Source organism: Rhizobium sullae, from assembly GCF_025200715.1.
GTDB lineage: Bacteria > Pseudomonadota > Alphaproteobacteria > Rhizobiales > Rhizobiaceae > Rhizobium > Rhizobium sullae.
On the sequence record NZ_CP104143.1, the window covers coordinates 3,995,519 to 4,021,382 of the forward strand.

Here is a 25,864-nt window from a genome sequence, read left to right on the forward strand (position 1 = left end):
ATGTGGCGGAGCGCTGCCATCGACCGGCGCAGTTTAGTCAAGGCAGCGGGGCTGAGCTTTCTCGCCGCATTGCAGCCGCGCGCGCTGCTGGCACTTGAGCGCGCCGATGCGGTCTATGCCTCGGGCATCCGCGCCGCCGACGGCTCCTTCGCTGTCGCAACCGTGACCGAGCGTGGCGAAATCGTCGATCAGGTAACACTCCCCGCTCGCGCCCATGGCATGGCCTTCAGTCCGGCCACAGGCAAGACGGTCGCCTTTGCCCGTCGCCCCGGCACCTACGCAATGATCTTCGACCCTTGGAATAAGGGCGGACCGATCGTCATCACCTCCGCCGAAGGTCGCCACTTTTACGGGCACGGCGCCTTTTCGCCGGACGGACGCGTTCTCTACGCCAGCGAGAACGATTTCGACGGCAATCGCGGCATGATCGGTCTTTACGATGCGACAAGCCGCTTCGCCCGCATCGGCGAGTTCGAGACCTATGGGGTCGGCCCTCACGATATGACTGTCTCCGACGACGGCCGCTGGCTTGTCGTCGCCAATGGCGGCATCGAAACCCATCCGGATTCCGGTCGCACGAAGCTCAACCTCGGCAACATGCAGCCGTCACTGACGCTGATCGATGCGGCGAATGGCATGCTCGTCGAAAAACATGTTCTGCCGCCGCAATGGTCGCAGGTCTCGACCCGTCACGTTGATATCGACGCCGGTGGCAGCGTGTGGTTCGCATGCCAGTACGAGGGCCACCGCAACGACCTGCCACCGCTCGTCGGCCGCTTTGCCAAAGGCGAGGAGCTGACCGTCATCGACCTGCCGGAGAAAACGACCCGCCGGCTCGGCAACTACGTCGGCGCCATCGCCGTCAACCGCAAGGACGGCCTCGTCGGTGTGACCTCGCCGAAGGGTGCCTCCGTGACGATCGACGCCCGCTCCGGCAAGGTACTGGCCGAGGACAGGATCTCCGATGCTTCCGGCATCGCACCCGCTCGGCACGGATTTGCGGTTTCTTCCTATGGCGGGAAATTCCTTGCAACGCGCAGCGATGTGGCATGGGACCAGCATATCGTCGGGATTGCACGCGGGCGCGGCTGAATCCTCGGTGCGGCAGTCGTCAAGGCGCGACCGTCTGTCTGAACTGATTTCGCCTGCTCATCCTTGTCGAATCCGGCGTGCCGTGCCACTTTCGCGGTTGCAAGGGGACAAATGCATGAATGTTAGGGAAAGCGGTGATTTCCGCGAGCGGATCCGGCAGAGCTTCGCGCGCCAGGCGGCGATGGAAACGATCGGCGCCGAACTGACGCGGGTCGAGCACGGCGTGGTGGAGATCGAGCTGCCCTTCGATGTCAAGCTAACGCAACAGCATGGCATTCTTCATGCCGGCGTCATTTCGGCAGCGCTCGACAGCGCCTGCGGCTTTGCCGCCTACAGCGTCATCGACGCCGATGCCTCGATCCTCACGATCGAATTCAAGGTCAACCTGATGTCGCCTGGGCGGGGGGAACGCTTCCTGTTTCGCGGCGAGATCACCAAACCCGGCTCCAACATCATCGTTGCCGATGGGCGCGGCTATGCGATTGACGACGGACCGGCCAAGCTGATCGCCTCCATGACGGGAACGATGATGGTCGTCCGCGGCAGAGAAGGAATTACGGGATGAAATTCGAACTGAAGCCGGTGGCCGGCAAGTCCATCCTCTTCGTCATGGCGGCGGAAGCCGAATACGGTCCCTTCCTGCGCTCCCGCTTCGAGCCGCTGATGACTGGCGTCGGTCCGGTCGAGGCTGCGATCGCGATGACGAAGACGCTTTCACGGCTCGATCAGGCCGACGACCTGCCGCAGCTCGTCGTTTCTCTCGGCTCGGCAGGCTCCGCAACGCTGGAGCAGACGGAGGTCTATCAGGTTTCGTCCGTTTCCTATCGCGACATGGATGCATCGCCGCTCGGCTTCGAGAAGGGCAGCACGCCCTTCCTCGACCTTCCTGCCGTCATCGATCTGCCGCTCCGCATTCCCGGCATTCCAGAGGCCAGCCTTTCGACCGGCGGCAACGTCATATCGGGACCGGCCTACAAGAACATCGCTGCTGACATGGTGGACATGGAAACATTCGCGATCCTCCGCGCCTGCCAAGGCTATAGCCTGCCATTGATCGGCCTTCGCGGCATTTCCGATGGCGTCGAAGAGCTGCAGCATATTTCGGGCTGGACGGAATATCTGCACGTGATCGACCGTAAGCTCTCCTATGCCGTCGACAGTCTGTTCACAGCATTGGAAGACGGTGTCTTTTGGTTCTAAAACGCCTTGAAGCGGGGGACAATCAGGACAATAAAATCCCGACGCGGCCGATTTCCTGCATTGCCAGAACGGGTGCTTTTCATTAAAGGCTCGCCATGACCCAGACAGCACATCCCGACAGCGTTCTCATCGTCGATTTCGGCAGCCAAGTGACCCAGCTGATCGCACGCCGCGTGCGCGAGACCGGTGTCTACTGCGAGATCGTTCCCTTCCAGTCCGCCGAAGAGAGCTTCAAGCGCCTTCAACCGAAAGCTGTGATCCTCTCCGGCAGCCCGGCTTCAACGGTCGATGAGGGTTCGCCGCGCGCGCCGCAGATTATCTTCGACAGCGGCCTGCCGGTCTTCGGCATCTGCTACGGCCAGCAGACCATGTGCATGCAGCTCGGCGGCAAGGTCGAGAGCGGTCATCACCGCGAATTCGGCCGCGCTTTTCTGGACGTCGACAAGGATTGCCAGCTCTTCGAGGGCCTCTGGTCCTCCGGATCGCGCCATCAGGTGTGGATGAGCCATGGCGACCGCGTCACGGCGCTGCCCAATGGCTTCGAGGTCGTCGCGACTTCCTCCAACGCGCCATATGCCTTCATTGCCGACGAAAAACGCAAATATTACGGCGTGCAGTTCCATCCGGAAGTCGTGCATACCCCGGATGGCGCGAAGCTCATCGGCAACTTCATCCACAACATCGCCGGCATCAAGGGCGACTGGTCAATGTCGGCCTATCGCGAGAAGGCGGTCGAACAGATCCGCCAGCAGGTCGGCGACAAGCGCGTCATCTGCGCGCTTTCCGGCGGCGTCGACAGCTCGGTCGCAGCGCTCTTGATCCATGAAGCCGTCGGTGACCAACTCACCTGCATCCTAGTCGATCACGGTCTGATGCGGAAAGACGAGGCGGCAAACGTCGTCGCGATGTTCCGCGAGCATTACAATCTGCATCTGCTGCATGTCGATGCCTCGGACAGGTTCATCGGCGAGCTCGAAGGCGTCAGCGATCCGGAAACCAAGCGTAAGATCATCGGCCGCCTGTTCATCGAAACCTTCGAAGAAGAAGCGAAGAAGCTCGGCGGCGCCGACTTCTTGGGCCAGGGCACGCTCTATCCGGATGTCATCGAGAGCGTCTCCTTCACCGGCGGCCCGTCGGTCACCATCAAGTCGCACCACAATGTCGGCGGCCTGCCGGAGCGCATGAACATGCAGCTCGTGGAGCCGCTGCGTGAACTCTTCAAGGATGAAGTGCGCGCGCTCGGCAAGGAGCTCGGATTGCCCGACAGCTTCATCGGCCGTCACCCCTTCCCAGGGCCGGGTCTTGCGATCCGCTGCCCGGGCGGCATCACTCGCGAGAAGCTCGATATCCTGCGGGAAGCCGATGCCATCTATCTCGACGAAATCCGCAAGGCCGGTCTCTACGATGCCATTTGGCAGGCCTTCGCGGTGCTGCTTCCGGTCCAGACCGTCGGCGTCATGGGCGACGGCCGCACTTACGAGTTCGTCTGCGCGCTCCGCGCCGTCACCTCGGTCGACGGCATGACCGCGGATTTCTTTCACTACGACATGGAATTCCTCGGCCGTGCCGCAACCCGCATCATCAACGAAGTGCGCGGCATCAACCGCGTGGTTTATGACGTAACCTCGAAGCCGCCTGGGACGATAGAGTGGGAATGATTTTTACCCCTCCGGCAGTATCCGTTTGTACGCTCCAGTGCGACATAATCGACTGAAATATAACGATAAATATCGCAACGTCTATCGTCGTCTATCGAGGGGCAGTGCTCCGATTTGACGGTATAACAGACGGTATGGGGAACTTGTTCGATCGGGGATTTCGCTATACCGTCACGGCTAAGAGAGCTGCTGACGGTATCGTTTTTGGCGGTAACTGGCTGATTAAAAAAGGGAAATTCGCTTCCAGCGCCCCCTGTTTTGGCCTGACGGTATAATCGGCGCCTCTCTCCAGTTTAGACTGTTTTGGAGCCCCCCATGCTAACTGACACTGCGATTAAGGCGCTGAGATCGCAGCATAAATTGTACAAGGTGAGCGATCGTGACGGTATGTACGTCGTGGTGCAGCCGTCGGGGGCCATCGTGTTCCGGTACGACTACCGCCTCAACGGACGGCGCGAGACGCTGACGCTCGGCCGATACGGCCCAGATGGCCTCTCGCTTGCCAGGGCTCGCGAGAAGCTGATCGATGCGAAGCGGGCCATTTCAGAAGGGCGCTCTCCCGCCCAAGAGAGGCCACGATGGAGTTGCTTGAGTTGGAGCCTAATGTTTGACGGGCCGCGAACGGCGCAGCCTCACGTTAGGGCTTGGAGCACGCTTGATGGCATTTGCGCGAGAGACATGGCGCCGAGCGTCGAGCCAGGCTTCGACCTCTGCCAAGTCCCAGACGACGCAGCGCGAGGTGAGATAAAAGCGCTGCGGGAATTCTCCTCGCTGCTCCATGTCGTAGATCGTGCTGTCGGCAAGCGGCACGATCTCTCGTAGCTGCTGCCGGCGAATTGTTCTGCGGGCGACGTGCGAGGCAGCACTCATACTGTATCTCCACGTTTTTACTCTTGTGAAGATATAAGGCGATAGATCTTCCGCTTTGAAGCCCACGCGTGAACGAGTGCGGCAATATCGGGCTGTAGCGTGCAAATCGGACAGGTCGTCCCAGAAGACAGGTGTCATCTAGGAGCGTCCACTAGGCCTGAGGCTCTTGTTTGAAGGGCCACCGCCGGTGGAATTTTAGCCCGGTGGAACCGGTCGAGCGCAGCAGATGCCGATCCGGTTCAACATGCTGCCGTCTTGACATCGGGCCTCGACGGGTTTGTCAGGATGGCGCTCGCGATGATGTGAAAGAGGTGATCGGCCCGCGGCGCGAATGAGGGTTGGTCGACCGCCCAGCCGAGTGCCGTCATCAGGGCGAATAGGTCGTCCCCGTTCATATCGGCGCGCGCCGTCCCTTCGGCCTGAGCACGGAGCAGAAGTTGCGCGCTCGCCGAGTGCACCGCGGCGCATGAAGCATAAAGCGCGGAGTCTGGGTTCGTGTGGGCCGCCGCCATCAAGGCGACAACGCCCCTATAGCTTTGGGCGAATGCCAACCATTCGCGAAGCCAGGACTCGAGCGCTTCGTCAGGCGAATCCGAGGTTTCGAGTTCGTCTGCCGTCTGCGTCAGTGCGTCCAGATTCGTACACAGCAACGCTTCGAACAAGGCTTCTCGCGTCGGGAAATGACGCAGCAGCGTGGCCAACCCGACGTCGGCCCGGCGGGCGATATCGCGCATGGACGCATTGATACCGTGCTCGGTGACGACGTCACGCGCGACCGCGAGGATATGGTTGTAATTTTTTTTTGCGTCGGATCGCATGAGATGCCTTGATAACCGGATCAGTGATCCGTATATGTGGATCGGTGATCCGATTGTTAAGCGGATCGGTGAACCACTAAATAGAGTGCGTCTGCGCAAATGGCAACAAAGGCGCTGCCCGCCCCGCAAGGAAAATGAACATGAGCACTATTAGCATTATCGGCTCAGGCGGCATGGCCGCAGCGATCGGCGGCCTTGCCGCCAAAGCCGGACACAGCGTCGAGGTGATGAGTCGCGACGCCGCGAAGGCGCGGGCGCTCGCTGAGCAGATCGGTGCCGGCGCGACGACAGCAACGTTCGGCGCCGCCCCGGCCGGGGACATTGTCATCCTGGCGGTTCCCTACTCCGCCGTTCTCGACGTGGTGAAGCAGTACGGAGAAGAACTGGCAGGCAAGCTCCTCGTCGACATCACCAACCCCATCGCCCCCGACTACACGAGCTTTGTGACCCCTGCCGACAGTTTCGGCGCGCAGGAGATCGCCAAGGCGGCCCCTGCCAATGCGGAAGTCGTCAAGGCGTTCAATACCCTGTTCTCCCATGTCCTGGCGGCCGGTCCCATCGAGGGTCATCCTTTGGACGTGTTCATCGCCGGGGACAACACACAGGCGAAGGCACGCGTCTCGGCATTCATCGAGACTCTCGGACTTCGCCCGATGGACACCGGGCCGCTGCTCATGGCGCGGACTCTGGAGCACGTGTGTCTGCTGTCGCTGAGCCTAATGGCCCACTCCGTCAAGCACACCAACTTCTCAATCGGCGTCAGCCTTCTCGGGTGAGCGCGGTTACCGCCCCCCAATCATCAAGCGAAGAGGACTATAATGGGTAAGATACTTGTCACGGCCGCCAGCGGTTATCTAGGTCGCAAGACGTTGCAGCACCTCCTGAAACGGCGGCCAGCCAGTGATCTAATTGGCTTGGCCCGCGACCCGCAAAAGGCGGCTGATCTTGCCGCTCAAGGCATCGAGATTCGCAAGGGCGACTATTTTGACTACGACTCGCTGTTGAATGCCTTCGCGGACGTCGAGAAGCTGATGCTCATCTCGTGCGCTCCATTTACCGACCGCAACACACAGCATTACAATGCGATCACTGCGGCGCGGCAGGCCGGCGTCAAACATGTCGCTTACACGGCCATCATCCGCCGCGAGGGATCGAACTTCAACCTGTCTGAGTGCACGGCGCCCGATATCTTCGCCGAACAAACCTTGAAGGCCTCGGGCCTCACCTACACGATTGTTCGACAGCCGGCGTTCCTCGAAACCTTCCAGTTCCAGTTCGGCGACAAGGTTTACGAGAAAGGTCTTCGCGTTCCGGCCGGTGACGGCAAGCAGGCGCCGGCGTCGCGTGAAGACATCGCAGAGGCTCAGGCGGTGGTGCTGACGGAGGAAGGCCACGACAACAAGACCTACTCGCTTACCGGCGAGCCGGCGGTGTCCTACGCCGACATCGCCCAGATCCTGTCCGACGCCCGTGGCGTCCCGGTGCCCCTCATTCCTGTGACGGATGAAGAATATATGGCCAACTATGCAGCGGAGGGTCTGCCCGAACCGTACGCTGCGTTCGCGCTCGAATGGGTCCATGCGGTCAACCTCGGTGAGTGGGGCGACCTCACCGGCGATCTTGAGCGCCTGATCGGTCACAAGCCGCTCACGACGGCCGAATATCTGCGTCACAATTATCCCACGCCCGTTCCGTCGATTGAAGCTGCGAAGAGGCAATAAGGCGGGACGCGATGCGATCGACGCGGGCCAGGGGGAATATCATGGCGCCAATTTAGACGGGGCACACCCAACCTCTCGGTGGGCGACGTCGTCCATGTCGTGGCCAGCGTCCCAGATGCCGGGATCGTTCGGACAAAGGCTCTGTCGCCCTGGGGACGGCATGAGGGACGACGCACGCCCCGCGCGTGCTTGGTTCACGGAAATCGTGAGCACAGCGAGTGTTCGTCTTCGGGAATTGTGGCCTCCGCGATGGCTACTCCAACCCGGCAGGCCCCCGATAGCGAAGGACAGGTACCGATCGGTAAAGATCTTGACAGATTAACTGCGCCTAATCTTTACTGATCGGTAATTCGGCGGATGCGGTCCACATGGTCAAGCTGCTCTCAACCAACGCCTCAAGCTCACGTTGGCTTGCGCCGGCCCCTCCCTGCATGAGGATGCCGTGCATCAGGGATTGGACAAAGCGCACGAGACCTTCGACATTGACGGTCGGCAACAGGTCGCCGTCGCGTTTGGCCCGCTCAAACCGGGCCGCGAGCAAGTCGCGCCCGATGGCCTGGCGCCTGAGGACTTCGTTGCGGATGGGCTGCGCCTCATCACCGCCTTGCATTGCGTTAAGAACCATGAGGCAGCCGCGCGGTTGCCCTTCTGCCTGTTGATCGCGTAGCGCACCCCTGAGCAGCGCTTCGAAAACGCCTCGCGCCGTCGGAGCTTGGAGCGCTTCAGTTAGGTAGTCTTTACGAAGTGACTGATAGAGGTCGAGGGCCTTGAAAAACAATGCTTCTTTGTTGCCGAACGCGGCGTAGAGACTGGGTCGAGTGATTCCCATCGCCTCAGTGAGATCATTCAACGATGCGCCCGCGAAACCCTTGGTCCAAAAGACCTTCATGGCAGCATCGAGCGCTGTGTCGGCGCTGAACCTTCGCGGGTCGCGGCTTAACTCGCCTGCCGGTGCCGCCCCCCTCGATGAAGTGCTCGCGGCGGCTGCAACGTCGCTGATCGCCCGCCAGGCCGCCACCGCCTGTTCGGCACCCTCTCGCAGTTCGGCGTGCGGCGCCCCGCCGGCGGCTTTCATAGCGAGGCCGCCGAGAACCGACGTCACATAGCTCGCCAGCCCTGAGGCATCAGCGTCCACAGGGAGTTCGCCACTCCGTTTCGCCTCTTCGAACCGGTCTCGCAGTTTCAGTTCTGCCGATTGGCGGCGATGAAGCAGGGCAGCGGGAATGTCGGCATTCTCACTGCCCATCGCCAAGCCCGCATGAACGAGTATGCGGCTGGACTCCTGCGCTGGCGAGGTCGTCAGCAAGCGCTTGACGACTTCTTCGGCCGTGGGGGCTGTGAGCGCCCACTCCCAGTGCTCGTCCTCGCGGGCACTACAGCGGCCGAGAACAGCGTCGAAAAGCCCGCGCTTGCTTCCGAAAGCCGCGTAGATGCTGGGAGAGTTCAAGCCCATTGCGGCCGTCAGTTCCGCCATGGTTGAGCCGTCGTAGCCCCGGCGACCGAAGACGTCCGCCGCGCGATCTAGCACTTCGCTTTCTTCGAACGCGCGGGGGCGGGCCATTGACAGCACTCCATTCTGTAACGTACATCACATAACAGGCTTTGGTCATCCGCCAATCGCGACGTGAGACACGGGCCATTTTGTAGCAGGTGTTAGGCCTGCCTGGCTAGATAGTCAGCAAACTAGGAGGTAAAACATGAGTTCGTTCCGCTTCGAGCAACACGGTGCGGTGGGCAAACTGACCTTGCTCGGTGATGCAGACAGCGAGCCAGGGTCCGACTTTCCCTCGTCGCTGCGGGCCGCCGTTCGCCAGGCATATGCAAGCGACATCCGCGTCCTTCACTTGACGTCCGCGTCCGGCAACATCGCCGTGGCAGACGATCTGGGCGCCATCGGTGACAAGGGCTCGAAATTTCTCGAAGCGTTTGCGGCCGACATCCTGGCTTCGATCCGTCTCATCGAGGAACTGCCCGTCCCCACGGTTGCTTCGGTAGCAGGGATGGCCTTGGGCGGCGGTTTCGAACTGCTCCTGGCGTTCGATTTCCTGGTCGTCGCAGAGTCGGCGATGCTCGTCCTCCCGGAAGTGTCGGTCGGCGGCATTCCAATGGCAGGCGGGGTGCAGCGGCTCGCCGATCGCGTCGGCAAAACGCTCGCTACTCGCTTCGTCCTGCTTTCGGAGCCAATTTTCGGAAAGGTCGCAGTCGATCTGGGTATCGCAACCCATTCAGCGCCTGACGGCAAGTTGGAGGAGGTCTCCGACGAACTCGTGCGGCATCTCGCGACAGGGCCGACCCTCGCGTACGGCAAGGCGCGCACGCTCATCCACACCTGGGCTACCGGCGGCGTTGCGGCTGCCGACATAATCTCCACCCAGCTCGGCGCTGGCATCCTTGACACCAAGGATGGCGCAGAGGGAATGGCCATTGCGGTCGCGGCTGTGCGCAAACACGAGCCGATCCCGAAGATCCAGTTCGCAGGGAAGTAACTCGATCCGGTGCTGACATCAATTCTCGGAGTCAGGCAGCGGTTAGTCTGCGACTGACTCCGAGACGGATGACAGAGAGTTCAAAGTAACCCGAACACCATCTCGATCGCACGCGAACTATTATCGAGCTGTATACTTCACAGATCGATCTCAGCGGTCGCCGCCTCGCGTGCGTCAATTTCACAATTCAAATGGAGTATGAAAGATGACTTTCGTGGATCGGAATAGATCGCTGAAGCAGACCTTTGTAGAAACCAATGGCGTCAAGCTGAACGTTGTCGAGGAAGGCGAGGGCCCGGCTGTGCTGTTCGTCCACGGCTTTCCTGACGGATGGCGGGGCTGGCGCCGGCAGATGGCGGCAGTCGCGGCCGCGGGTTACCGCGCGATATCGTTCGATACGCGTGGCTATGGCGATAGCTCCAAGCCTGAAGACGCCGCGCTTTACACGGTTCTCTACCACGTCGGAGACCTTGTCGGCATCCTCGCGAAACTCGGGATCGAGCGCGCTAGCCTGGTCGGCCACGACTTCGGTGCGACGGTGAGCTGGAACGCGGCGGTGATGCGTCCGGATCTGTTTGACGCGGTCTTCGGCCTCAGTGTCCCTCCGGTGCTACCGGGTGCGGGGCCAAGCATGCTCGAAATGCTGAAGGCCGCCGGCAAGGAGGGAGCCTTTTATATGTTCCGCCACATGAAGCCGGAGGCCGACCAGGAGTGGGCGGATGCGGCCACGACTTTCCCGGGCGCTCTCTATTGGATGTCGGGGTTGCCCGATGCTTCCGAAGGATGGGGTCCGATGGACCCAAGCAAAGATATGCACCGGCCATCCCCGATCGGCATCCCGCCCTTCGCTGACCGCGAGGACGCCGAGACGATGATCGCAGGCTTCCAGCGTGATGGCTTCCACGGCCCACTGAATATCTATCGCGGCATGCAGCCCTATTTCGACCAAGCAAAAGCATTTGCCGGGGCGAAGATCCGACAGCCAGCCTTCTTTGCGTATGGCACAGCAGACAGCATGGTTAAGATGCGAGCTTTGAACGAGGAAGATCTCAAGCCGGCCGTGCCAAACCTCCAGGGGTTCCTACCACTTGAGGGCGTCGGGCACTGGCCACAGCTCGAGGCGTCTGAGGCAGTGAATGAGGCGCTGGTCGCCTTTCTCAACAAGAGGAAGGCTTGAGCCGTGACGACGATTTTTCGTTTGGATGCAAGCATTCGTGCCGTCGGCTCTCAAAGCCGCGCTCTAGCTTCAACGCTCGAGGACTCTATCCGAACGCAACTGGCAGAGCTGGATGTCGTGAGGCGGGACGTTGGCCTTTCACCCCTGCCTGCAACAGCTTGGGCCCGTGCCGTGCAGGCTGGTCCAAAGGCCCTCAGCGAACGCACGACGGAGGAGGTGGAGGCGGCAGCGCTGGCAACCAAATTGGCCGATGAGATGCTGGCAGCAGATGCCTTCATTTTTTCGGTTCCGCTCTACAATTACGCTGTTTCGCAACACGCAAAGGCGTGGATTGACCTTCTGGTAACCGAACCGCGTTTCACCGTTAAGGTGGCGTCGCCGATCTCGAAGCGTCCCGCCTATCTGATCTCAGCGCGTGGAGGCGCGTACGGCCCTGGCATGCCGAAGGAAGGCTGGGACCACGCGACGCCCTGGCTTAGGCGCATCTTCGAAGACAGCTGGGGATTGGACCTCCAACTCATCGATGTCGAGCTGACCCTCGCTGATGTTAATCCCGCTATGGCCTCGTTGCGGGACCTCGCGGCGTCTAATCTTAAGCAGGCGCACGCCGCCGCCAAGCAAGCGGGAGAACAGCTGGCGACGCGACTTACAAAATCGCTGGCGTCTGAGCCGGGGCAAGCGTGACAATGAAGGACCGGCGCATGCCACGGTGCGGAGCATCAGCGCGGACACCGACGTTGCCACACCGGTGATCGCGGAACAACGCCTACGAACGGTGCGCGAGTCCACGGTAACCTGCTGCGCTGCGCAAATAGATCAACTCGCTCACTTATCTTGATCTAGCGGCTCGCATCGAATGCCGAACCTCGCGCTTGATCTTCGCTATCTTAAATATGCGATCGTCGTTGCCGAGCAAGGCAGCTTTCGGCGAGCCGCTGACATATTGAATCTGCCGCAGTCGACCGTTAGCCGGCGTATTCAGATACTCGAACGAACGCTTGGCTTACCGTTGTTCGAGCGCAGTAGGATCGGAGCCCGGCCGACTCTTGCAGGAGAGCGCTTCGTCCGCGAAGCAGCGACCCTAAGTTTTGTAAAGCTGAATCGATCCCTCTTAGCCGGTCCGCGAATTGAGTCGGCGATCTTGATGCTGCCTTCATAACGTCAATGCCCGTTTTAGATCATCGTGCTCGAAGGCGCTGGCCATCCGGGTGATCTCGGCGGAACGGGCGCCGGCCGCCTTGGCGGTCTCTCGCCACGTCGCAGTAACGGTCGCTACCTCTTTGATGATCGCGCGGGCCTGTGGAAGCGCGAGGCCGAAGAACTGCGAAGCCGCCTCAAGCAGGTCGAGCGAGCAGGTGCCTTCGTCGAGGTCGATGTTCGTCGTCAGCACGCGCGCCTTGAGGTCGGTGGGCACGGGGTTCAGGTCATAGGCGGGAGAAAGGGACCATCCCGCCTTACCAAGCCAAAGGAAACCATGGTTGCGCAGGTGATCATCGACATTAGAAATCAGGACGTTAAAGACGACCCGCCGATAGAGGGCATGAGCGTCGGTCTTCCCCTGCGCGCCATGTTGCGTAAGAGCGTCGACGATTTCAGGGTAGCTGCCGCGCTCACCGTCCTTGGCGCCCATCATCGCCATCGCTGACAGGAAAGGAAGGCGGATCGAGCCGGAACGATCGAAGCGTCGGGACAGCATCACCGCCCTGCCGGCGACCTCGATCAGCTCATGGTGCGGCGTGGTAATACCGGACTGCTCGGCCAGCCGCAGCGCGATCTCCTCCCATGTCTCCATGCTGTAGTCGTCGGTCTCCTTCGGAAACTTGGCGATTGAGAGGTGTCCGTGCTGGTCGATGACCGAGGCCTTCGGCCGGGCACCGCCGAGGGAAGAGCCGGGGGCGAAGATGAGTTGAAGGTCCTCGTCCGTTTCCTCGTCCCGGAGGATTCGTTCGGTGATCTGGAGCAGCCGCCCGAGTTCGATCAGGGCTGGGACGCCGGCGCGGATAGGCGCCTGGAACGCCTCTTCGCCTGCCCAGCGGAATCTGAGGGCACCCAGGCGGGTCTCGTCGGCGACGCCGAGCAGGTAGTCGCTTTCCGCAAGGGTGCGAACGGCGCGGCCTTCACGTTCGGCAAGACGGCGCTCGGCCCGTTGCATAAGACGGCGCCCCCATGTGTCGGGCGCTGAGTCTCCTATGGAGCCGAAAGTCGCCAGTCCGGCAGGAGGGGCGAAGGCACCGCGGGTCAGGGCAAGGGCAGGCTCAAGCGAGAACCGGTCTGGATCGGCGAGCCACGTGGCATCATATTCGAAAAGGATAGTCTCCGTGCCTCGAACGCGATTGCTCCTCGTCAGGCCGATAGGGCGCGTGCGGCCGTCCAGGTCGATATGTACCTCGAAATCAGCCATCGCTGGATGATCCGACTGTTCGCTTAAGGTGGACGTGCTTGGGTAGTTCCGCGCTGGCTAGCGCTTGTCCAACCGGGTCGTTGCCGATGTCGGCGATCTGGCCCAGACCGTCGAGCAGGCCGAGCGCCTGAAGGACGCCTGCATAAATGCCGATGCTGACATTGGTGTCCCCAGCCTCGACCTTTTGCAGGGTCGAGCGGGACGTGAAGGCGCGCTCTGCGACGACAGCCATTGGCAGCCGCCGACGCCGACGGGCATCGTGGATGTCTGCACCGAGCTTGCGCAGGACGCGCCGCACAGCGGCGGGAGGGTTATGTGGTGTAGGCATTTGAAACCTTCGCACTACAGATTGGCGAGATATGTAGCACGAAGATTACAATTTTCCTAGCCCTCGCGCGAAGGTCATCCCATTGAGAGAGAGGATGGCGGACCGGGCCCGTGACGGTATAATTCTGGGAGGCTGAATCGTGGCCGGCGTAGTCTGGCGTAGAGGTGGCGGTACGGGCGGAGGGGCCTTTCGGGGTGATGTCGCCCCCGCGCTTGCCGATAGATGGCGGTGGCGAAAAGTGTAGCGCGAGCGCCCAACGCGTGTCGAGGACACCGGGCTGCATGAGGTTCGCCTCCGATCATGCCGCGCTGTTGAGCCTGTCTAAGACATATTAGTTGGCCTTGCGCACGGTCGTTCCCAGCAATTCATCGAGAGTCGCACCGACGCAACCTGCGTAACCCAACAGATATTCACAAATTTGCTCACGCTACCTGCGAAGTTGTTCTACAATCTCTGGGCAGGCCCTATGACAAGGACGGCGAAGTCGCCTCCAAGGGCAAGGTCGCCGACATGCTGATGGGGAGATTGAAAGAGCACGACTTCTTCAAGCGACCGATCCCGCGGAGCGCCTCGCGTCTCGACTTCGGCTCCTCCTATCTCGACCGCCAGATGGAGGAGTTCAGTCATCTTTCGACAGAGGATTTGCTGGCGACTTTGACCGAGTTTGCCGCGTACGCGATCACGCGTTCGATCACCGACAGCGTCAAAATGCTAAGCGAAATATCGGTGATCATGGCCAGTGGCAGAGGCACCCGGAATCATTACTTGATGAGTAGGCTGCCGGAATACATGCCGAGGGGTCTGCGCCTGACGACATCTGACGAGTTTGGCGTTCCGGCGAAGTTCAGGGAGGCGATCAAGTTTGCGACGCTTGCCTACGCCACGGTCAACCAGCTCGCCAACAACATACCCGCTGCTTCCGGCGCGACCCGGTTTGGAATCCTTGGCAAGCTGGTGCAGTTGCCCCGCCATGCAAAGGGAGTAACCGAATATGCGGCTTATGGAGTCGAGCCAACCTGGCCATGATGGAGGATCGGCGAAAGGAGAGGCTTACGGCTCGAAGACCACAACTGTCAGGAGGGGAACCGCCAGGCGAAAGACACGGCTAGCCTAACCATATCCAGGCCCGACGGTATCTATGTCCTTGAAAAGGCATTGGCGTCGGAATCAATGACATCAGGGCGGGCGAACCAACAAAGGGAGGTAACGAATGAACCACATTGGAAAACTTTTGAACCCACTCCTTCTCGGTGCAATGGCCATGGCCGGTGTCGCGGCGAGCGGGCCTGCGGCCGCGCAGAAAATGTATGACGGCGTCACGGTCAGGATCATGACCCGGCCCGGACCGGTTATTGCCCAGCGTCTTGTCGAGCGCGGCAAGGAATTCACCGAGATGACCGGGGCGAAGATCGAGGTCGCCGAAGTCCCGTTCGCGGAGCTGTTCCAGAAACTTCTCACCGACTGGGCGACCGCCACCAACTCCATCGACATCGGCGTATTTGCTTCGAGCTGGGCGCCCGAATATGTCGACGCCGGTCTACTCCAGGACCTGACCGACTATGTCGCGAAGGACACCAAGATCGACATCAACGACATTGCTCCGTTCTTCCGCGAGTATAACCAGAAGGTCGGCGGCAAGACCTACCTGATCACCGTCGATGGCGATTTCCAGATGGTATATTACCGCAAGGACATTCTGGACCAGGTGGGCTTGAAGCCGCCGCGCACCTGGGACGAGTATCATGCGGTTGCTGCCGCGACCAACGGCAAGGACCTGAACGGCGACGGCATGCCGGATTTCGGCTCCTGCATGTTCAAGAAGCGGAACGCGCAGTCATACTTCGCCCTCATGTCGATCGCTGCCGCCTACGTTCAGACTCAGGGCACCGGTGAGGGCATGTTCTTCGATCCCGCGACCATGAAGCCCTTGGTCAATAACGAAGCCTGGGCTGAGGCCTTCAAGGTCTACAAGGAGAACGGCGAATACGGACCACCCGATGAGCTCAACCACGACATCGGCGACACCCGGGCGCTCGTCACCACTGGTCGCTGTGCATTGGCCATCGACTGGGGCGATATCGGCCCCCTGTCTCTCGACCCGGGCGGCGAGGCGATCAAGAACAAGATGGGCGCCACCGTCATGATGGGCACCAAGAAGGTGCTCGACAAGGCCACCGGCAAGCTAGTCGACTGCGATGCCACCCGTTGCCCGCATGCGATCGACGGCATCAACTACTCGCCGTTCGCGGCGTTCGGTGGCTGGACCGGCGGTATCAACGCCAAGGCTGACGACAAGGTGAAGCAGGCCGGCTATGACTTCCTGTCCTACATGAACCAGGCGGCCCAATCGAATGTCGACGTGACGATGGGCTGGACTGGTTACAACCCGTACCGCAACTCGCAGCTCGACAATCTCGAGCCGTGGATCAAGGCCGGGTTCACAGAGGAGTCAGCCAAGAACTATCTTGGCGCCATCAAGGACAGCCTGAACAACCCGAACATGGCCTCGGACCTCAAAATCCCGGGGACCGCCGAGTATCAGGGTGTCGTGCTCGACCGCGAGCTCGCTCGCTTCCTTGCCGGCGAGATCACTGCTGAAGAGGCGGTGACGAACGTCGAGACCGGCTGGGAAGAGATCACCGAGCGTTTGGACCGGGACAAGCAGAAGGACCTGTACAAGTCCTCGCTCGGCATCACCAACTGAGGGGTGAGAGTCAGTGACCTCCGGTACTGGACCAACGACAACTAGTCAGCTGGGGCGTGTCGCCCCGGCCGGCCTCAATGCTTCCGTCACGACGAGGGCGAGGCTGAACGAGTGGCTCGACCGCCATTCGCGCCAGCTTTTCATCGCCCCCGCCGTGATCATGATTCTCATCTTCTCGGTATTCCCGACGATAGCGTCGCTGGTGCTCGCCTTCTCCAACATCCGCCTCAGGGCCGGTTCCTATCAGGTCCAGTTCGTCGGCCTGAGGAACTTCCGGAAGCAGTTCTTCGGCACCGAGCAGTTCCATTTCCTCGGGACCTTCACCAGCATCAGCCTGCTTGGTTGGATCGTCACGATCGCGAGCGCGGCCGGCCTCATCTGGTGGCTCTACCGCTACGCCAAGCGAGGCTTCGCGATCCTCGGCTTTATTGGCCGGCTGATCACCGCCAGCGTGGGATTCGGACTGGCGCTTCTCTTTTCCGCGACGCTGTTCAGCGGCAATCCGTTCGGCACGCTCGGCGTGACCATCTTCTACGTGCTCGTCGGGTGCACCATCCAGTTCCTGATCGGCCTTGGCCTCGCCGTTCTTTGCGCCCAGCCGATTAAGGGCCGGACCTTCTTCCGCGTCGTCTTCTTCATCCCCTTGATGATAACGCCGATCGGCATCGGCTACAGCTTCCGCATGCTGGCGGACACGACCAAGGGTCCGTTCTCGCCGGTTTGGCAGTGGATCGGCCTCGGTGACTTCGGCTGGGCTAACCATGCCTGGACTGCCCGCTTGTTCATCGTGATCGGCGATTCCTGGCAGTGGATCCCGTTCATCTTCGTCATCCTGCTTGCTGCGCTTGAGAATGTTTCCCGTGACCAGGTGGAGGCCGGCCAGGTCGACGGTGCCAGCGGTTGGCAGGTGTTCAAGGAAATAACCTGGCCGCAAATTGCGCCGGTTGCCGCCACGGTGATGCTGATCAGGATCATCGAGGCCTTCAAGCTGGTCGACCTCCCCAACATCATGACGTCCGGGGGCCCCGGCATCGCGACCGAGTCAATGACGCTTCATTCATTCTTTGCATGGCGGGCGCTGAATCTCGGGGATTCTGCGGCGATCGCCTACCTACTTCTGTTCGTGACGGTGGTGCTGTGCGTCTCCTTCTTCAATCTCCTCGTCCTCAAGCGATTGAGGCCGGCATGATCACGCACGACATCCGGATGTCACCCCAGAGATCCCTGCTCAGGCGGTGGTTCGAGCCGAAGTCGATCAAGGAGATGGCGCCGGCCACGGCCGTCATCGTCTACGGCCTGCTGATCCTTTGGGCGGTGTTCGTCCTGTTTCCGCTCTATTGGCTCCTGATTACGTCGTTCAAGTTGCCAGCCGACGTCAACGCCGGCCCAGTCTACCTGCCCTGGATCGACTTCACGCCGAGCCTGCATGCATGGCGCGAGTTGTTCGTCTTCGACTACGAGGACACGCTGAGGGCCTACATCAACTCGATCATCATCGCGCTTCTCGCCACAGCCCTTTGCGTCACCATCGGCTCGATGGCCGCCTATGCCTTGGCGCGCATTCAGTACAAGCCCAAATTCGCGACGATCGTTCTCTTCGTTCTCTGCTTGGTCGCGATGGCGGTGGTGGTCGGCCGTTGGGGGGTCGATTGGCGTCTGTCGCTTGCCGTCGCGCTCGCGGTCTTCTTCGTTCTCGCCCGCGCTGTTGGTCACCATTTCAAGGCCACGCTGGGGAACGGAGATATCCTGTTCTGGATGATCTCGCAGCGCATTCTGCCGCCGATCGTCGCCGTCATTCCGATCTACATGATGTTTCAGAGCATTCGGCTGCTCGACACCCACATCGCGCAGATCCTCGCCTACACGGTAGTAAACCTGCCGATCGTCGTTTGGCTGATGTACGACTTCTTCGTCACCATTCCGACCGACCTCGACGAGAGCGCGCAGCTCGACGGCGCCACCCGCTTTACCACCTTCGTCGAGATCATCCTGCCCTTGGCGAAACCCGGTCTCGCGGCGACGACGCTACTGGTGCTGATCCTGTGCTGGAACGAGTATCTGCTGTCGCTGTTCCTTTCGACGTCCAATGCGCAGACCATGCCTATCCTGGTCGCCGCCATGAATGCGGGCGAGCGCGGCATCCTGTGGTGGAGCATGGCGGTGGTCATTATCGTCATGATCATTCCGGTCGTACTGATGGCGCTCGTGCTTCAGCGCTTCATTTCCAAGGGGATACTGTTGGGGGCGGTGAAGGGATGAACGTGGATAGGGGCATCGACACCGGTCATCAAGCGCAGCGGCTGTCGCTGCGCAGCCTGAACAAATCGTTCGGTGCGGTTCACGTTGTTAAAGATCTCAGTATCGACGTTGCGCCGGGTGAGTTTCTGGTGCTGCTCGGGCCCTCCGGTTGCGGCAAGACCACCGGGCTTCGGATCATAGCCGGCCTGGAAACCGCCGATTCGGGGCAGGTGGTGCTCGGCGATACCGACGTCACCAACATACTGCCGAAGTACCGCGACGTGGCGATGGTGTTCCAGTCCTATGCCCTCTATCCGCACAAGACCGTAGCCGAGAACATCGATTTTCCGCTGAAGGTCCGTGGTGTGTCGAAGCAGGAGCGGGAGCTCGCTGTCCGCGACGCTGCTGCGCAGGTCCATATGGAGGATCTCCTCGACCGATACCCGCGCCAGCTGTCCGGCGGCCAGCGTCAGCGGGTGGCCTTGGCAAGGGCCATCGTGCGGCGGCCCTCGGCCTTCCTGATGGACGAGCCGCTTTCCAACCTCGATGCGAAGCTCCGCGGCTTCATGCGCGCCGAGCTCAAGCGCATGCAGCACCAGCTCGGGGTGACCACCGTCTACGTCACCCACGATCAGGTCGAGGCCATGACCCTTGCGCATCGCGTTGCGATCATGGACCGCGGTGTGCTGCAGCAGCTAGGCACCCCCCGCGAGGTGTATGATCGCCCGGCGAACCTGTTCGTCGCCGGCTTCATGGGCTCGCCGCCGATGAATTTCCTGCGCGGGTGGATCGAGAACAATCGCTTCGAGAGCCACGGTGTGAGCCTGCCGGTGGCAGCAGAAAAGGGAATCATGACCAAGGATGTGGTCATGGGCTTCCGCGCGGAAGACGCCGACATCGTCAAGCCCGGCGCTGGTCTGTTCGATGCTACGGTCTATGCCGCTGAGCCTACCGGCGACGTGACGTTGGTCACGCTCGTGGTGGGCAAGGAGAGCCTGTCGGTCAAGATGCCGAGGGATTACGACATCGACTTCGACAAGGCCGTTGCCGTGCACTTTCCGCTCGATCGAGGCTTTCTGTTCGACGCCCATTCAGGTGTGCGCCTGGCGGCTCGGCTCATGTCCGTATCCTGACCGATTCTTGCAGGCTCCAAGCCTGCCTGGTGAACTAGTACTACAGTTGCGGTTTTGAGGTTGATGTAATTCCCTCCTTTGAAAACCGGGAGGGAATTGGATGTCGGTTGCGACTTGGTCGGGATCGCTGTTGGCATGGGTGCGGGAGCTTTCGGCGCTGAAGGAGCGACTTTCGCCCGTGTTCCGGCGGCACGAGTTGAAGGAGACGGGTTGCGCCTTTTTGGGCGGGTTGCTGTGCGGGATTGAGCGCAAGACTGGCTGGCTGATGGCGGAGGCTGCGGGGCTGGAGAGCGTGTGCTCTATCGTCTGAGTGTTTCGCCATACCGGGATCGCGTCGTCCTCAAGGGCGCGATGCTGTTCAGCCTGTGGGCGCCTGTGCCCTACCGTGCTACCGGCGACCTCGATCTCCTCGGCTTTGGCGAGAATGCTCCTGCTGACATCGCTGGCGTTCGGTTGGACTTCGTGGCGGAACTTGCTGGCGCGCGCCTGCCCATGCATGTAGACATTGGGTACGGCGATGTGATCACGCCGGACCCTGTCGACATAGAATACCCTTCGATTCTAGAGCAGCCGGCGCCGCACCTGAGAGCCTATCCAGCTGAAACTGTTGTGGCGGAGAAATTCCAGGCCATGGTGGCGCTTGACATGCTCAATTCGCGCATGAAGGACTTCTTCGATCTCTGGGCCATCGCCGGCGCCTTCGCCTTTGAAGGAGAGGTTCTGGCGCGGGCGATCCAGACGACCTTCGAGCGCCGCGAGACGCGGCTTCCCACCAAAACACCATCGGCGCTGACGGCGGGCTTCGCCGAGGCAAAGGAAGTCCAATGGGCGGCGTTTCTGAGGCGGACCGTGATCGCTCTTGCACCTGAACCGTTTCCGGAAATCCAGGCGCGTATCGCCGAACTCGTCATGCCGCCTATGATCGCAACGACTGAGACTGCGCCTTTCAATGCGCATTGGACGCCAGGCGGTCCCTGGAACGACGGATAGCATTTCAAGGTTGCAGATGGATTTCTAGGCACAGCGGATGCCGAGACCCGATGGCATCGGTTTCTGTGCAGCCTTGACCGCTATTGCTCGAAATTTGGTGCAGTAGCGGAAATCGTAGCCGCAAAAACCACGAAGTTGTGAATGGGGTGCGGTTGGCTGACCAGTCGGGTCTCGCGGATCAGTCCTCGAAGGCGAGAGGAAGGCCGAAGGATGGGATGAGCGCCGGCGCCAACGGGCGCATGAAGGCCGTGAGGCTCGAGATGGCATCGCCCTCGATGCCCAGCACCTGCACCGAGTGGGCGCGCCACGCACGCTCGCCGTCGGCCTGGGTGTAGAGCACGAAGGCGGGCTGGCCGTTGGCCTGCGTCGGCAGCAGGCGGAAGCGACCGTAGTGCTTCCAGACCGCGCCGAAGAACCGGCCGATGGCCTCACGACCCAGATACCAGTGAGACCAAGGCGGCATGGCGTAAGTCGCCTCGCTCTTCAACAGCGCAACGAAGCCGTCGAGGTTCTTGTCTTCCCAGGCGCGAACGTAGCGGTCGAGCAGCGCCTGTTGGTCTGGCGGGGCGACAATAGGGCCGTCCATCCCGGCGCGATTGTGGCGCTCCAGCGTCGATCTCGCCCGTTGAAGGGCGCTGTTGACGGATGCGGTAGAGCCGCCGATCAGCAAGGCGGTCTCGGCGGAAGACCAGCCGAGCACGTCTATGAGCAGCAGCACTGCCCGCTGACGCGGCGGGAGATGCTGGAGCGCGGCGACGAATGCGAGGCGCACAGACTCTCGCTGTAGGTAGCGTGTTTCTGCGTCGGGTGACTCGTCGGCAAGCTGGTCCAGCTCCGAGTCCGGATACGGCTCAAGCCATGCGATGTCCGCCGGCGGCTGTCCCGATGGCATCTCGGTCGCGGGTGGGAAGCTTCCCTCCGGCAGAATCCGCGGGAGCCTCTTGCGCTGGGCGATGGCGTCGAGACAGATGCGCGTCGCGATCTGATATAGCCAGGCCTTGAGCGAACCGCGCCCCTCGAAGCTCGCGAAGGCACGCCAGGCGCGCAGATAGGTTTCCTGAACGAGGTCCTCCGCCTCGTGCAGCGATCCGCTCATGCGATAGCAGTGCGCCTTGATCTGCCGCCGATAGGGTTCGGCAAGCCGGGCGAATGCGTCGGGCCCACCGGGGCTTGCGACGGCCGGTTCGATAGCCGACACGCCGGCGATTGGCTGAGAGGTGCGGTCTGATTGAGCCATGAGCATCACTATACCCTCGCGATGCCGTCGCTAGAAACCTTGAAGACGCTTCCCTCCCAAGCGTTCGGGTGCGCGGCAAGCTCGAATACTGCCGCGACGACGTCTTCCGGGCTCTGAGGCGACTTCATGCTGTTGACGAAGTCGGCGACCGACATGCCGAGATACTCGGCATACCCCTCGACCGCATGCTTGCCGAATTCGGTGCCAGGCATGATCGTCGCCGGTGCGACCGCGAGGAACCTGATTCCCAGCCCCAGCCGGTCGGACTCCTTCTGGCAATAGTTGGCGATCAGCATCTGCATGCGCTTCGCGCCCGCGTATCCGCCCGAAACCGGCGACCCGCCCAGCGCCGCTCCGCTCGAGACCAGAACGACCACCGAGCCCGGCGCCAACGGTTTCGAAAGCGCGGCCTTGCAGAACAGGAAAGAGGTTTTGACGTCGTTCTCCCAGTTGGCCGAGAACTGCTCCCAGGTCATCTCGTGGATGGCCGCTGCATGAGGTCGGGCTCCGCCGCAGACCACCAGCAGGCTCGGAACACGATCGCTGAACACCTTCTCGGGAGCGCTCTCGTCCGAGGCGTCGAGCTCCAGGACGTCGACGTCGCCGGCGCTGCGGGCAAGCTCGTCGAGCCCGTGACGGCGCCGTGCAACGGCCAGGGTGCGCGCGCCTTGCGCGGCGGCCCGCCGCGCAATCATCGCGCCGAGTCCGCGGCTCGCGCCCAGCACGATCACGTTCTTGTCCATCAGGCTTGGCATGTTCATCTCCACCGAGGGTCCTGTCTACTAGGACGGGCCGCCGGATCGAGATTCATCGGCCGCTCTGAAAATTTTCGAGCGCTGGCGACGCCCCGTCGTCAGCAGACACCGCGGCCGTCGTCCGCCAGTCGCCATGACCGATGAATTCGCCCGGTCGGGAGCGTCATCGCTGGTGACGCCGAATGCCGATGGATGAGCCGACGGCGCTGCGTCAGCACAATGAACTTTAGGGAAATCAATATGTTGCTCAAGGACAAAGTCGCCGTGATCTATGGCGCAGGCGGCGCGATCGGCGGCGCGGTGGGCGGTCGGTTCGCTCGCGAGGGCGCGAAGGTCTACCTGACCGGTCGGCGGCTCGAAACGGTCCGCGCCGTCGCGGACAAGATCTCCTCTCACGGCGGTTTTGCCGACGCGGCCCTGGTCGATGCCCTCGACGAAGCGGCGGTGGAGGCCCACATCGCGTCAGTCGCCGAGAAGGCCGGCAGGATCGACATCTCGTTCAACGCCATCACGGCGGTGCCCCAGCCGGGAACTCAGGGCATCCCGATCGCCGAACTGCCGGTCGATAGCTTCCTGGCGCCGATCAACCTCTACATGCGCTCGCAGTTCCTCACGGCGAGGGCCGCAGCCAGGCGCATGTCGAAGGCGGGCTCCGGGGTCATCCTGATGAACACGCCCGAGCCGGCGCGTATCGGCGCGGCGCTTGTCGGCGGCATGGGCCCGGCCTGGGCGGCGATGGAGGCGCTGAGCCGCAACCTCTCCGCGGAATTGGGGCCGAGCGGCGTCCGCTCGATCGTCCTGCGCTCAACCGGCATGCCTGAGACACAGACGATCGACGTCGTCTTCGGCCTGCACGCGAAGGCGCTGGGGATCACGCCGCAGCAGTTTCAGGGCTTCGTCGAAGGCATGACGCACCGGAAGCGCTTCACGTCGGTCGCCGAAGTGGCCGAGTTCGCGGCCTTCCTCGCTTCCGACAAGGCCAGCGCGATGACCGGCACGGTCGCCAATCTCACCGGTGGTTTGATCGTCGATTGACGCCCGCTCGTGGCAGACACTCCAATAGCGCCAGTGACGCTTGTCACTGGCGCTATCCGTCCGAATGTGGAGTCCGTCGACCTAGGACTCTCGCAAGATCGGATAGAACGGGCTGACCACGCCAAAGTTCAAACGAGGAGACGCGCTTGCAGGCCCCGACCTTGCGGGGTTCGCGCGAAGATGGAGCAGCTGGGCATCAACCCGTATGTGCGAAAGAGTTGCCCCGTAGATCGATCGCAGAGTCTTATCCGACCCATTGTGCGAGAGGAAATGACGTCATTGCGTAGCGATCCGAGCCAGGACGTCAGACGGCGCTCCCTGGTGCGACGTCCGCGGCGCGCCAATGCGGCGGATAGGTTTTCTGGTATCTAGGGAGAGCCTCGATCCGGTCCATCCAGCGTCCGACCGCCGGATAGCGCCCGACGAACGGCAAGAAGCCCAGATCGACGCCCTGCTTTTCGGCCGCCCGCGCGCCGCGGAGGGCGAGGGCGGCGAACGGGTAGACCGCGATATCGGCGGCGCTGATGGCGTCCCCCACGAACCAGTCCTGGTCCGCTAGGACCCGCTCGATCCGGGCGAACTCCGCGCGGACCTTCTCGACAGACGCAAAGACCGCTTCACGCTTTTCCGGCAGTTGCCCACTAAAGACAGGCAGAACGGCCGCTATCGTTTCATCCGCCAGATAGTCCGAGCATTCGCAGATGAACCGCCAGATTTGACCGGTCTCCCCGGCCGAGGCGCCGAACAGCTTGGGACCCGGGCAGGCTTGATCCAGGTAGGCCATGATGGCGACGGACTCGTTCAGAACGAAGTCGCCGTCGCGCAGCGCCGGCGCGCGTCCGCGGGGATTGATAGCGAGGTATTCCGGTGACTTCAAATCACCCTTGGAGCCATCCAAGCGCCGATCGACGTAGGAAGCCTGTTTGATCTCCAGCGCCAACAGCACGCGCCACGAATAAGGGCTGCCGCTCAGCCAAAAAATCTCGATTGCCATCTTCATCCTCCTCGGCGAGGGGCGCGGAAGGCGTCCCTGTTTCTTAAGGACGATCCGATGTTCGAAAAATCATCGGTCGCCTCTACGTCAATGCAGAAAGGCGTCGATATGGATCTTCCCGGTGGCGACGTTCGCGTAGCCGGCACCCCAGGCCGGTCGCGCGTTGACCCAGGCGTAATCCGCTGCGGCCGTGAGGAGATGGATTTTCACAGCCAGGTCGACGATCGGCTCGCCCTCGCGCGGTGTCCCGACGCCGTCGGCGGAAAACGCTATCCTGCTCCCGTCGTCGGTTTCGATGGTGCCGCGGAGATCGAGTTCCCGGCGGCCATCGGCGCGCACCCGCAGGTAATCAATGCCGCGCAGCGATCCCGCCACGCGCCCCTTGATTGATCCTGCAAGCGTGACATCGAATTGAGCCCCCTGCAGCGGCACATTTTCTTGCCCTGTAAAGATGGCTTCCATCTTCGCGCCGTAGTCGGTGACGCCCACGATATCGAGATCGTATTCGAAGATTTTTTCGCTACTCATGGCTGTTCTCCTCAGTTTTCTCCGGCCGCGGGCAGCCGATTCAAACGCCGCCTCATTTACGTAGACGGGGGACCAGCCCGGATTCATCGACCTCGGCAAAATTTTTCAGCCGAGAGCCGCGGCACTGTGTCGCTCGCGGCACTCGGGCCGACCGGCGCATGTCGATGGAGCTCTGCTGGCGGTTTGGTGCGCGCCCGGACCGCGACGGTCAGGTCCCGCCACGCGAGATCGTTGGCTGATCGCAAGGGAGGAGGTCGATGTGGACACTAGCGATATCGTAGGGCTCTCGCTGGTCGTGACGGTCTTTTGCTGGCAGGGCTGCTCGTGAACGCGCAGCCGAAGAACAAAAAATTGAACGATTGACGCCGATAGTCCCTGAAACCGGGCCGACTTGGAACCGGCGAATTTCCCCTTTCAATTCAAGAGCGGAGATTTCTGACGGATTGGGGAGATGGTTCTTCGTGGCGCACAGAAAAACGTTGCCCCGCTAGATCAACGC

The 25,864-nt window shown here is 61.6% G+C and carries 26 protein-coding genes and 2 pseudogenes; 19 read left to right on the forward strand and 9 right to left on the reverse strand.

The genetic code is table 11. The annotated features are described in order from the left end of the window. The 5 genes and pseudogenes from N2599_RS19775 to N2599_RS19795 all read left to right on the forward strand — a co-directional run. Positions 1-1,092: a DUF1513 domain-containing protein gene (locus tag N2599_RS19775; protein ID WP_027510610.1), complete on the forward strand. Its 1,092-nt coding sequence runs from the start codon at positions 1-3 to the stop codon at positions 1,090-1,092. A 115-nt stretch (positions 1,093-1,207) separates the two neighbouring features. Continuing rightward, positions 1,208-1,657 carry a PaaI family thioesterase gene (locus tag N2599_RS19780; protein ID WP_027510611.1) on the forward strand — a complete coding sequence of 150 codons (450 nt, stop codon included), beginning with the start codon at positions 1,208-1,210 and terminating at the stop codon, positions 1,655-1,657. After that, the gene (locus N2599_RS19785) at positions 1,654-2,292 is read left to right on the forward strand and encodes a 5'-methylthioadenosine/S-adenosylhomocysteine nucleosidase (RefSeq protein ID WP_027510612.1); all 639 of its coding nucleotides are present in this window, start codon (positions 1,654-1,656) and stop codon (positions 2,290-2,292) included. Before N2599_RS19780 ends, N2599_RS19785 begins: the two co-directional genes overlap by 4 nt. 95 nt (positions 2,293-2,387) lie before the next feature. Further along, positions 2,388-3,950 (forward strand): glutamine-hydrolyzing GMP synthase, encoded by a 1,563-nt coding sequence (gene guaA, locus N2599_RS19790; RefSeq protein WP_027510613.1) that lies wholly within the window; start codon positions 2,388-2,390, stop codon positions 3,948-3,950. Positions 3,951-4,265: 315 nt separating this feature from the next. Further along, a pseudogene (locus N2599_RS19795) lies at positions 4,266-4,529 on the forward strand (Arm DNA-binding domain-containing protein); the annotation flags it as partial. A 21-nt stretch (positions 4,530-4,550) separates the two neighbouring features. Here N2599_RS19795 and N2599_RS19800 read toward each other — a convergent pair. Next, entirely contained in the window at positions 4,551-4,820 is a 270-nt protein-coding gene (locus tag N2599_RS19800; RefSeq protein WP_084606492.1) for a helix-turn-helix transcriptional regulator, read from the reverse strand. A gap of 239 nt (positions 4,821-5,059) precedes the next feature. Then, positions 5,060-5,638, reverse strand: a complete 579-nt coding sequence (locus N2599_RS19805; RefSeq protein WP_027510615.1) for a TetR/AcrR family transcriptional regulator — start codon at positions 5,636-5,638, stop codon at positions 5,060-5,062. Between the two features lie 140 nt (positions 5,639-5,778). Between N2599_RS19805 and N2599_RS19810 the strand changes: the two genes are divergently transcribed. After that, a complete protein-coding gene (locus tag N2599_RS19810) occupies positions 5,779-6,414 on the forward strand; it encodes an NADPH-dependent F420 reductase (protein WP_027510616.1) in 636 nt (211 codons plus the stop codon). A 42-nt stretch (positions 6,415-6,456) separates the two neighbouring features. Continuing rightward, positions 6,457-7,359 carry an SDR family oxidoreductase gene (locus N2599_RS19815; protein ID WP_051336588.1) on the forward strand — a complete coding sequence of 301 codons (903 nt, stop codon included), beginning with the start codon at positions 6,457-6,459 and terminating at the stop codon, positions 7,357-7,359. Between the two features lie 328 nt (positions 7,360-7,687). Here the strand turns inward: N2599_RS19815 and N2599_RS19820 are convergent, their stop codons facing one another. Continuing rightward, on the reverse strand, positions 7,688-8,920 hold the full coding sequence (locus N2599_RS19820) for a TetR/AcrR family transcriptional regulator (RefSeq protein WP_027510617.1): 1,233 nt from the start codon (positions 8,918-8,920) through the stop codon (positions 7,688-7,690). Positions 8,921-9,056: 136 nt separating this feature from the next. Between N2599_RS19820 and N2599_RS19825 the strand changes: the two genes are divergently transcribed. The 4 genes from N2599_RS19825 to N2599_RS19840 all read left to right on the forward strand — a co-directional run bounded on the left by N2599_RS19825 (position 9,057) and on the right by N2599_RS19840 (position 12,181). Further along, positions 9,057-9,845, forward strand: a complete 789-nt coding sequence (locus N2599_RS19825) for an enoyl-CoA hydratase/isomerase family protein (protein ID WP_027510618.1) — start codon at positions 9,057-9,059, stop codon at positions 9,843-9,845. Positions 9,846-10,050: 205 nt separating this feature from the next. Next, positions 10,051-11,022, forward strand: a complete 972-nt coding sequence (locus N2599_RS19830; RefSeq protein WP_027510619.1) for an alpha/beta fold hydrolase — start codon at positions 10,051-10,053, stop codon at positions 11,020-11,022. A 3-nt stretch (positions 11,023-11,025) separates the two neighbouring features. Continuing rightward, positions 11,026-11,706 carry an FMN-dependent NADH-azoreductase gene (locus tag N2599_RS19835; protein ID WP_027510620.1) on the forward strand — a complete coding sequence of 227 codons (681 nt, stop codon included), beginning with the start codon at positions 11,026-11,028 and terminating at the stop codon, positions 11,704-11,706. 172 nt (positions 11,707-11,878) lie between these two features. Beyond that, the gene (locus N2599_RS19840) at positions 11,879-12,181 is read left to right on the forward strand and encodes a LysR family transcriptional regulator (RefSeq protein ID WP_027510621.1); all 303 of its coding nucleotides are present in this window, start codon (positions 11,879-11,881) and stop codon (positions 12,179-12,181) included. Here the strand turns inward: N2599_RS19840 and N2599_RS19845 are convergent. Both N2599_RS19845 and N2599_RS19850 read right to left on the reverse strand, forming a co-directional pair. Beyond that, the gene (locus N2599_RS19845; RefSeq protein ID WP_027510622.1) at positions 12,176-13,423 is read right to left on the reverse strand and encodes a type II toxin-antitoxin system HipA family toxin; all 1,248 of its coding nucleotides are present in this window, start codon (positions 13,421-13,423) and stop codon (positions 12,176-12,178) included. The genes N2599_RS19840 and N2599_RS19845 overlap by 6 nt on opposite strands. Beyond that, positions 13,416-13,751: a helix-turn-helix domain-containing protein gene (locus N2599_RS19850; RefSeq protein ID WP_027510623.1), complete on the reverse strand. Its 336-nt coding sequence runs from the start codon at positions 13,749-13,751 to the stop codon at positions 13,416-13,418. Before N2599_RS19850 ends, N2599_RS19845 begins: the two co-directional genes overlap by 8 nt. Positions 13,752-14,204: 453 nt before the next feature. Here N2599_RS19850 and N2599_RS19855 point away from each other — a divergent pair, with 453 nt between their 5' ends. From N2599_RS19855 to N2599_RS19885, 7 genes and pseudogenes are all read left to right on the forward strand, one after another. Further along, complete coding sequence (locus N2599_RS19855) at positions 14,205-14,777, forward strand: anhydro-N-acetylmuramic acid kinase (protein ID WP_280753548.1); 573 nt, start codon at positions 14,205-14,207, stop codon at positions 14,775-14,777. A gap of 184 nt (positions 14,778-14,961) precedes the next feature. After that, positions 14,962-16,455, forward strand: coding sequence for an ABC transporter substrate-binding protein (locus N2599_RS19860; RefSeq protein ID WP_027510624.1), 1,494 nt, complete (start codon positions 14,962-14,964; stop codon positions 16,453-16,455). A gap of 13 nt (positions 16,456-16,468) precedes the next feature. Beyond that, entirely contained in the window at positions 16,469-17,644 is a 1,176-nt protein-coding gene (locus N2599_RS19865) for a carbohydrate ABC transporter permease (RefSeq protein ID WP_027510625.1), read from the forward strand. Further along, positions 17,641-18,714: a carbohydrate ABC transporter permease gene (locus N2599_RS19870; RefSeq protein WP_037142148.1), complete on the forward strand. Its 1,074-nt coding sequence runs from the start codon at positions 17,641-17,643 to the stop codon at positions 18,712-18,714. Before N2599_RS19865 ends, N2599_RS19870 begins: the two co-directional genes overlap by 4 nt. Then, positions 18,711-19,826: an ABC transporter ATP-binding protein gene (locus N2599_RS19875; protein WP_051336590.1), complete on the forward strand. Its 1,116-nt coding sequence runs from the start codon at positions 18,711-18,713 to the stop codon at positions 19,824-19,826. The genes N2599_RS19870 and N2599_RS19875 overlap by 4 nt, the downstream gene beginning before the upstream one ends. A 100-nt stretch (positions 19,827-19,926) precedes the next feature. Beyond that, positions 19,927-20,109, forward strand: a pseudogene (locus N2599_RS19880) (IS701 family transposase); the annotation flags it as partial. Positions 20,110-20,120: 11 nt separating this feature from the next. Next, positions 20,121-20,816, forward strand: coding sequence for a nucleotidyl transferase AbiEii/AbiGii toxin family protein (locus N2599_RS19885; protein ID WP_051336592.1), 696 nt, complete (start codon positions 20,121-20,123; stop codon positions 20,814-20,816). A 178-nt stretch (positions 20,817-20,994) separates the two neighbouring features. On the opposite strand, the gene N2599_RS19890 is transcribed toward N2599_RS19885, so the two are convergent. Next, positions 20,995-22,053 (reverse strand): sigma-70 family RNA polymerase sigma factor, encoded by a 1,059-nt coding sequence (locus tag N2599_RS19890; protein ID WP_084606493.1) that lies wholly within the window; start codon positions 22,051-22,053, stop codon positions 20,995-20,997. 8 nt (positions 22,054-22,061) lie between these two features. Continuing rightward, positions 22,062-22,808, reverse strand: coding sequence for an SDR family oxidoreductase (locus N2599_RS19895; protein ID WP_037142150.1), 747 nt, complete (start codon positions 22,806-22,808; stop codon positions 22,062-22,064). Between the two features lie 240 nt (positions 22,809-23,048). Here N2599_RS19895 and N2599_RS19900 point away from each other — a divergent pair, with 240 nt between their 5' ends. Continuing rightward, complete coding sequence (locus N2599_RS19900) at positions 23,049-23,843, forward strand: SDR family NAD(P)-dependent oxidoreductase (RefSeq protein ID WP_027510629.1); 795 nt, start codon at positions 23,049-23,051, stop codon at positions 23,841-23,843. A 304-nt stretch (positions 23,844-24,147) separates the two neighbouring features. Here N2599_RS19900 and N2599_RS19905 read toward each other — a convergent pair whose 3' ends face one another. Together N2599_RS19905 and N2599_RS19910 are read right to left on the reverse strand one after the other, a co-directional pair. After that, a complete protein-coding gene (locus N2599_RS19905) occupies positions 24,148-24,837 on the reverse strand; it encodes a glutathione S-transferase family protein (protein ID WP_027510630.1) in 690 nt (229 codons plus the stop codon). An 87-nt stretch (positions 24,838-24,924) separates the two neighbouring features. Beyond that, positions 24,925-25,365: a DUF3237 family protein gene (locus tag N2599_RS19910; RefSeq protein ID WP_051336593.1), complete on the reverse strand. Its 441-nt coding sequence runs from the start codon at positions 25,363-25,365 to the stop codon at positions 24,925-24,927. Between the last annotated feature and the right edge of the window lie 499 nt (positions 25,366-25,864).

Bases quoted from the DNA above. Each gene is read 5' to 3' on its own strand.
- N2599_RS19775 (WP_027510610.1), top strand. From the start codon at position 1: ATGTGGCGGAGCGCTGCCATCGACCGGCGCAGTTTAGTCAAGGCAGCG.
- N2599_RS19780 (WP_027510611.1), top strand. From the start codon at position 1,208: ATGAATGTTAGGGAAAGCGGTGATTTCCGCGAGCGGATCCGGCAGAGC.
- N2599_RS19785 (WP_027510612.1), top strand. From the start codon at position 1,654: ATGAAATTCGAACTGAAGCCGGTGGCCGGCAAGTCCATCCTCTTCGTC.
- guaA (WP_027510613.1), top strand. From the start codon at position 2,388: ATGACCCAGACAGCACATCCCGACAGCGTTCTCATCGTCGATTTCGGC.
- N2599_RS19800 (WP_084606492.1), bottom strand. From the start codon at position 4,820: ATGAGTGCTGCCTCGCACGTCGCCCGCAGAACAATTCGCCGGCAGCAG.
- N2599_RS19805 (WP_027510615.1), bottom strand. From the start codon at position 5,638: ATGCGATCCGACGCAAAAAAAAATTACAACCATATCCTCGCGGTCGCG.
- N2599_RS19810 (WP_027510616.1), top strand. From the start codon at position 5,779: ATGAGCACTATTAGCATTATCGGCTCAGGCGGCATGGCCGCAGCGATC.
- N2599_RS19815 (WP_051336588.1), top strand. From the start codon at position 6,457: ATGGGTAAGATACTTGTCACGGCCGCCAGCGGTTATCTAGGTCGCAAG.
- N2599_RS19820 (WP_027510617.1), bottom strand. From the start codon at position 8,920: ATGGCCCGCCCCCGCGCGTTCGAAGAAAGCGAAGTGCTAGATCGCGCG.
- N2599_RS19825 (WP_027510618.1), top strand. From the start codon at position 9,057: ATGAGTTCGTTCCGCTTCGAGCAACACGGTGCGGTGGGCAAACTGACC.
- N2599_RS19830 (WP_027510619.1), top strand. From the start codon at position 10,051: ATGACTTTCGTGGATCGGAATAGATCGCTGAAGCAGACCTTTGTAGAA.
- N2599_RS19840 (WP_027510621.1), top strand. From the start codon at position 11,879: ATGCCGAACCTCGCGCTTGATCTTCGCTATCTTAAATATGCGATCGTC.
- N2599_RS19845 (WP_027510622.1), bottom strand. From the start codon at position 13,423: ATGGCTGATTTCGAGGTACATATCGACCTGGACGGCCGCACGCGCCCT.
- N2599_RS19850 (WP_027510623.1), bottom strand. From the start codon at position 13,751: ATGCCTACACCACATAACCCTCCCGCCGCTGTGCGGCGCGTCCTGCGC.
- N2599_RS19860 (WP_027510624.1), top strand. From the start codon at position 14,962: ATGAACCACATTGGAAAACTTTTGAACCCACTCCTTCTCGGTGCAATG.
- N2599_RS19870 (WP_037142148.1), top strand. From the start codon at position 17,641: ATGATCACGCACGACATCCGGATGTCACCCCAGAGATCCCTGCTCAGG.
- N2599_RS19875 (WP_051336590.1), top strand. From the start codon at position 18,711: ATGAACGTGGATAGGGGCATCGACACCGGTCATCAAGCGCAGCGGCTG.
- N2599_RS19890 (WP_084606493.1), bottom strand. From the start codon at position 22,053: ATGGCTCAATCAGACCGCACCTCTCAGCCAATCGCCGGCGTGTCGGCT.
- N2599_RS19895 (WP_037142150.1), bottom strand. From the start codon at position 22,808: ATGCCAAGCCTGATGGACAAGAACGTGATCGTGCTGGGCGCGAGCCGC.
- N2599_RS19900 (WP_027510629.1), top strand. From the start codon at position 23,049: ATGTTGCTCAAGGACAAAGTCGCCGTGATCTATGGCGCAGGCGGCGCG.
- N2599_RS19905 (WP_027510630.1), bottom strand. From the start codon at position 24,837: ATGGCAATCGAGATTTTTTGGCTGAGCGGCAGCCCTTATTCGTGGCGC.
- N2599_RS19910 (WP_051336593.1), bottom strand. From the start codon at position 25,365: ATGAGTAGCGAAAAAATCTTCGAATACGATCTCGATATCGTGGGCGTC.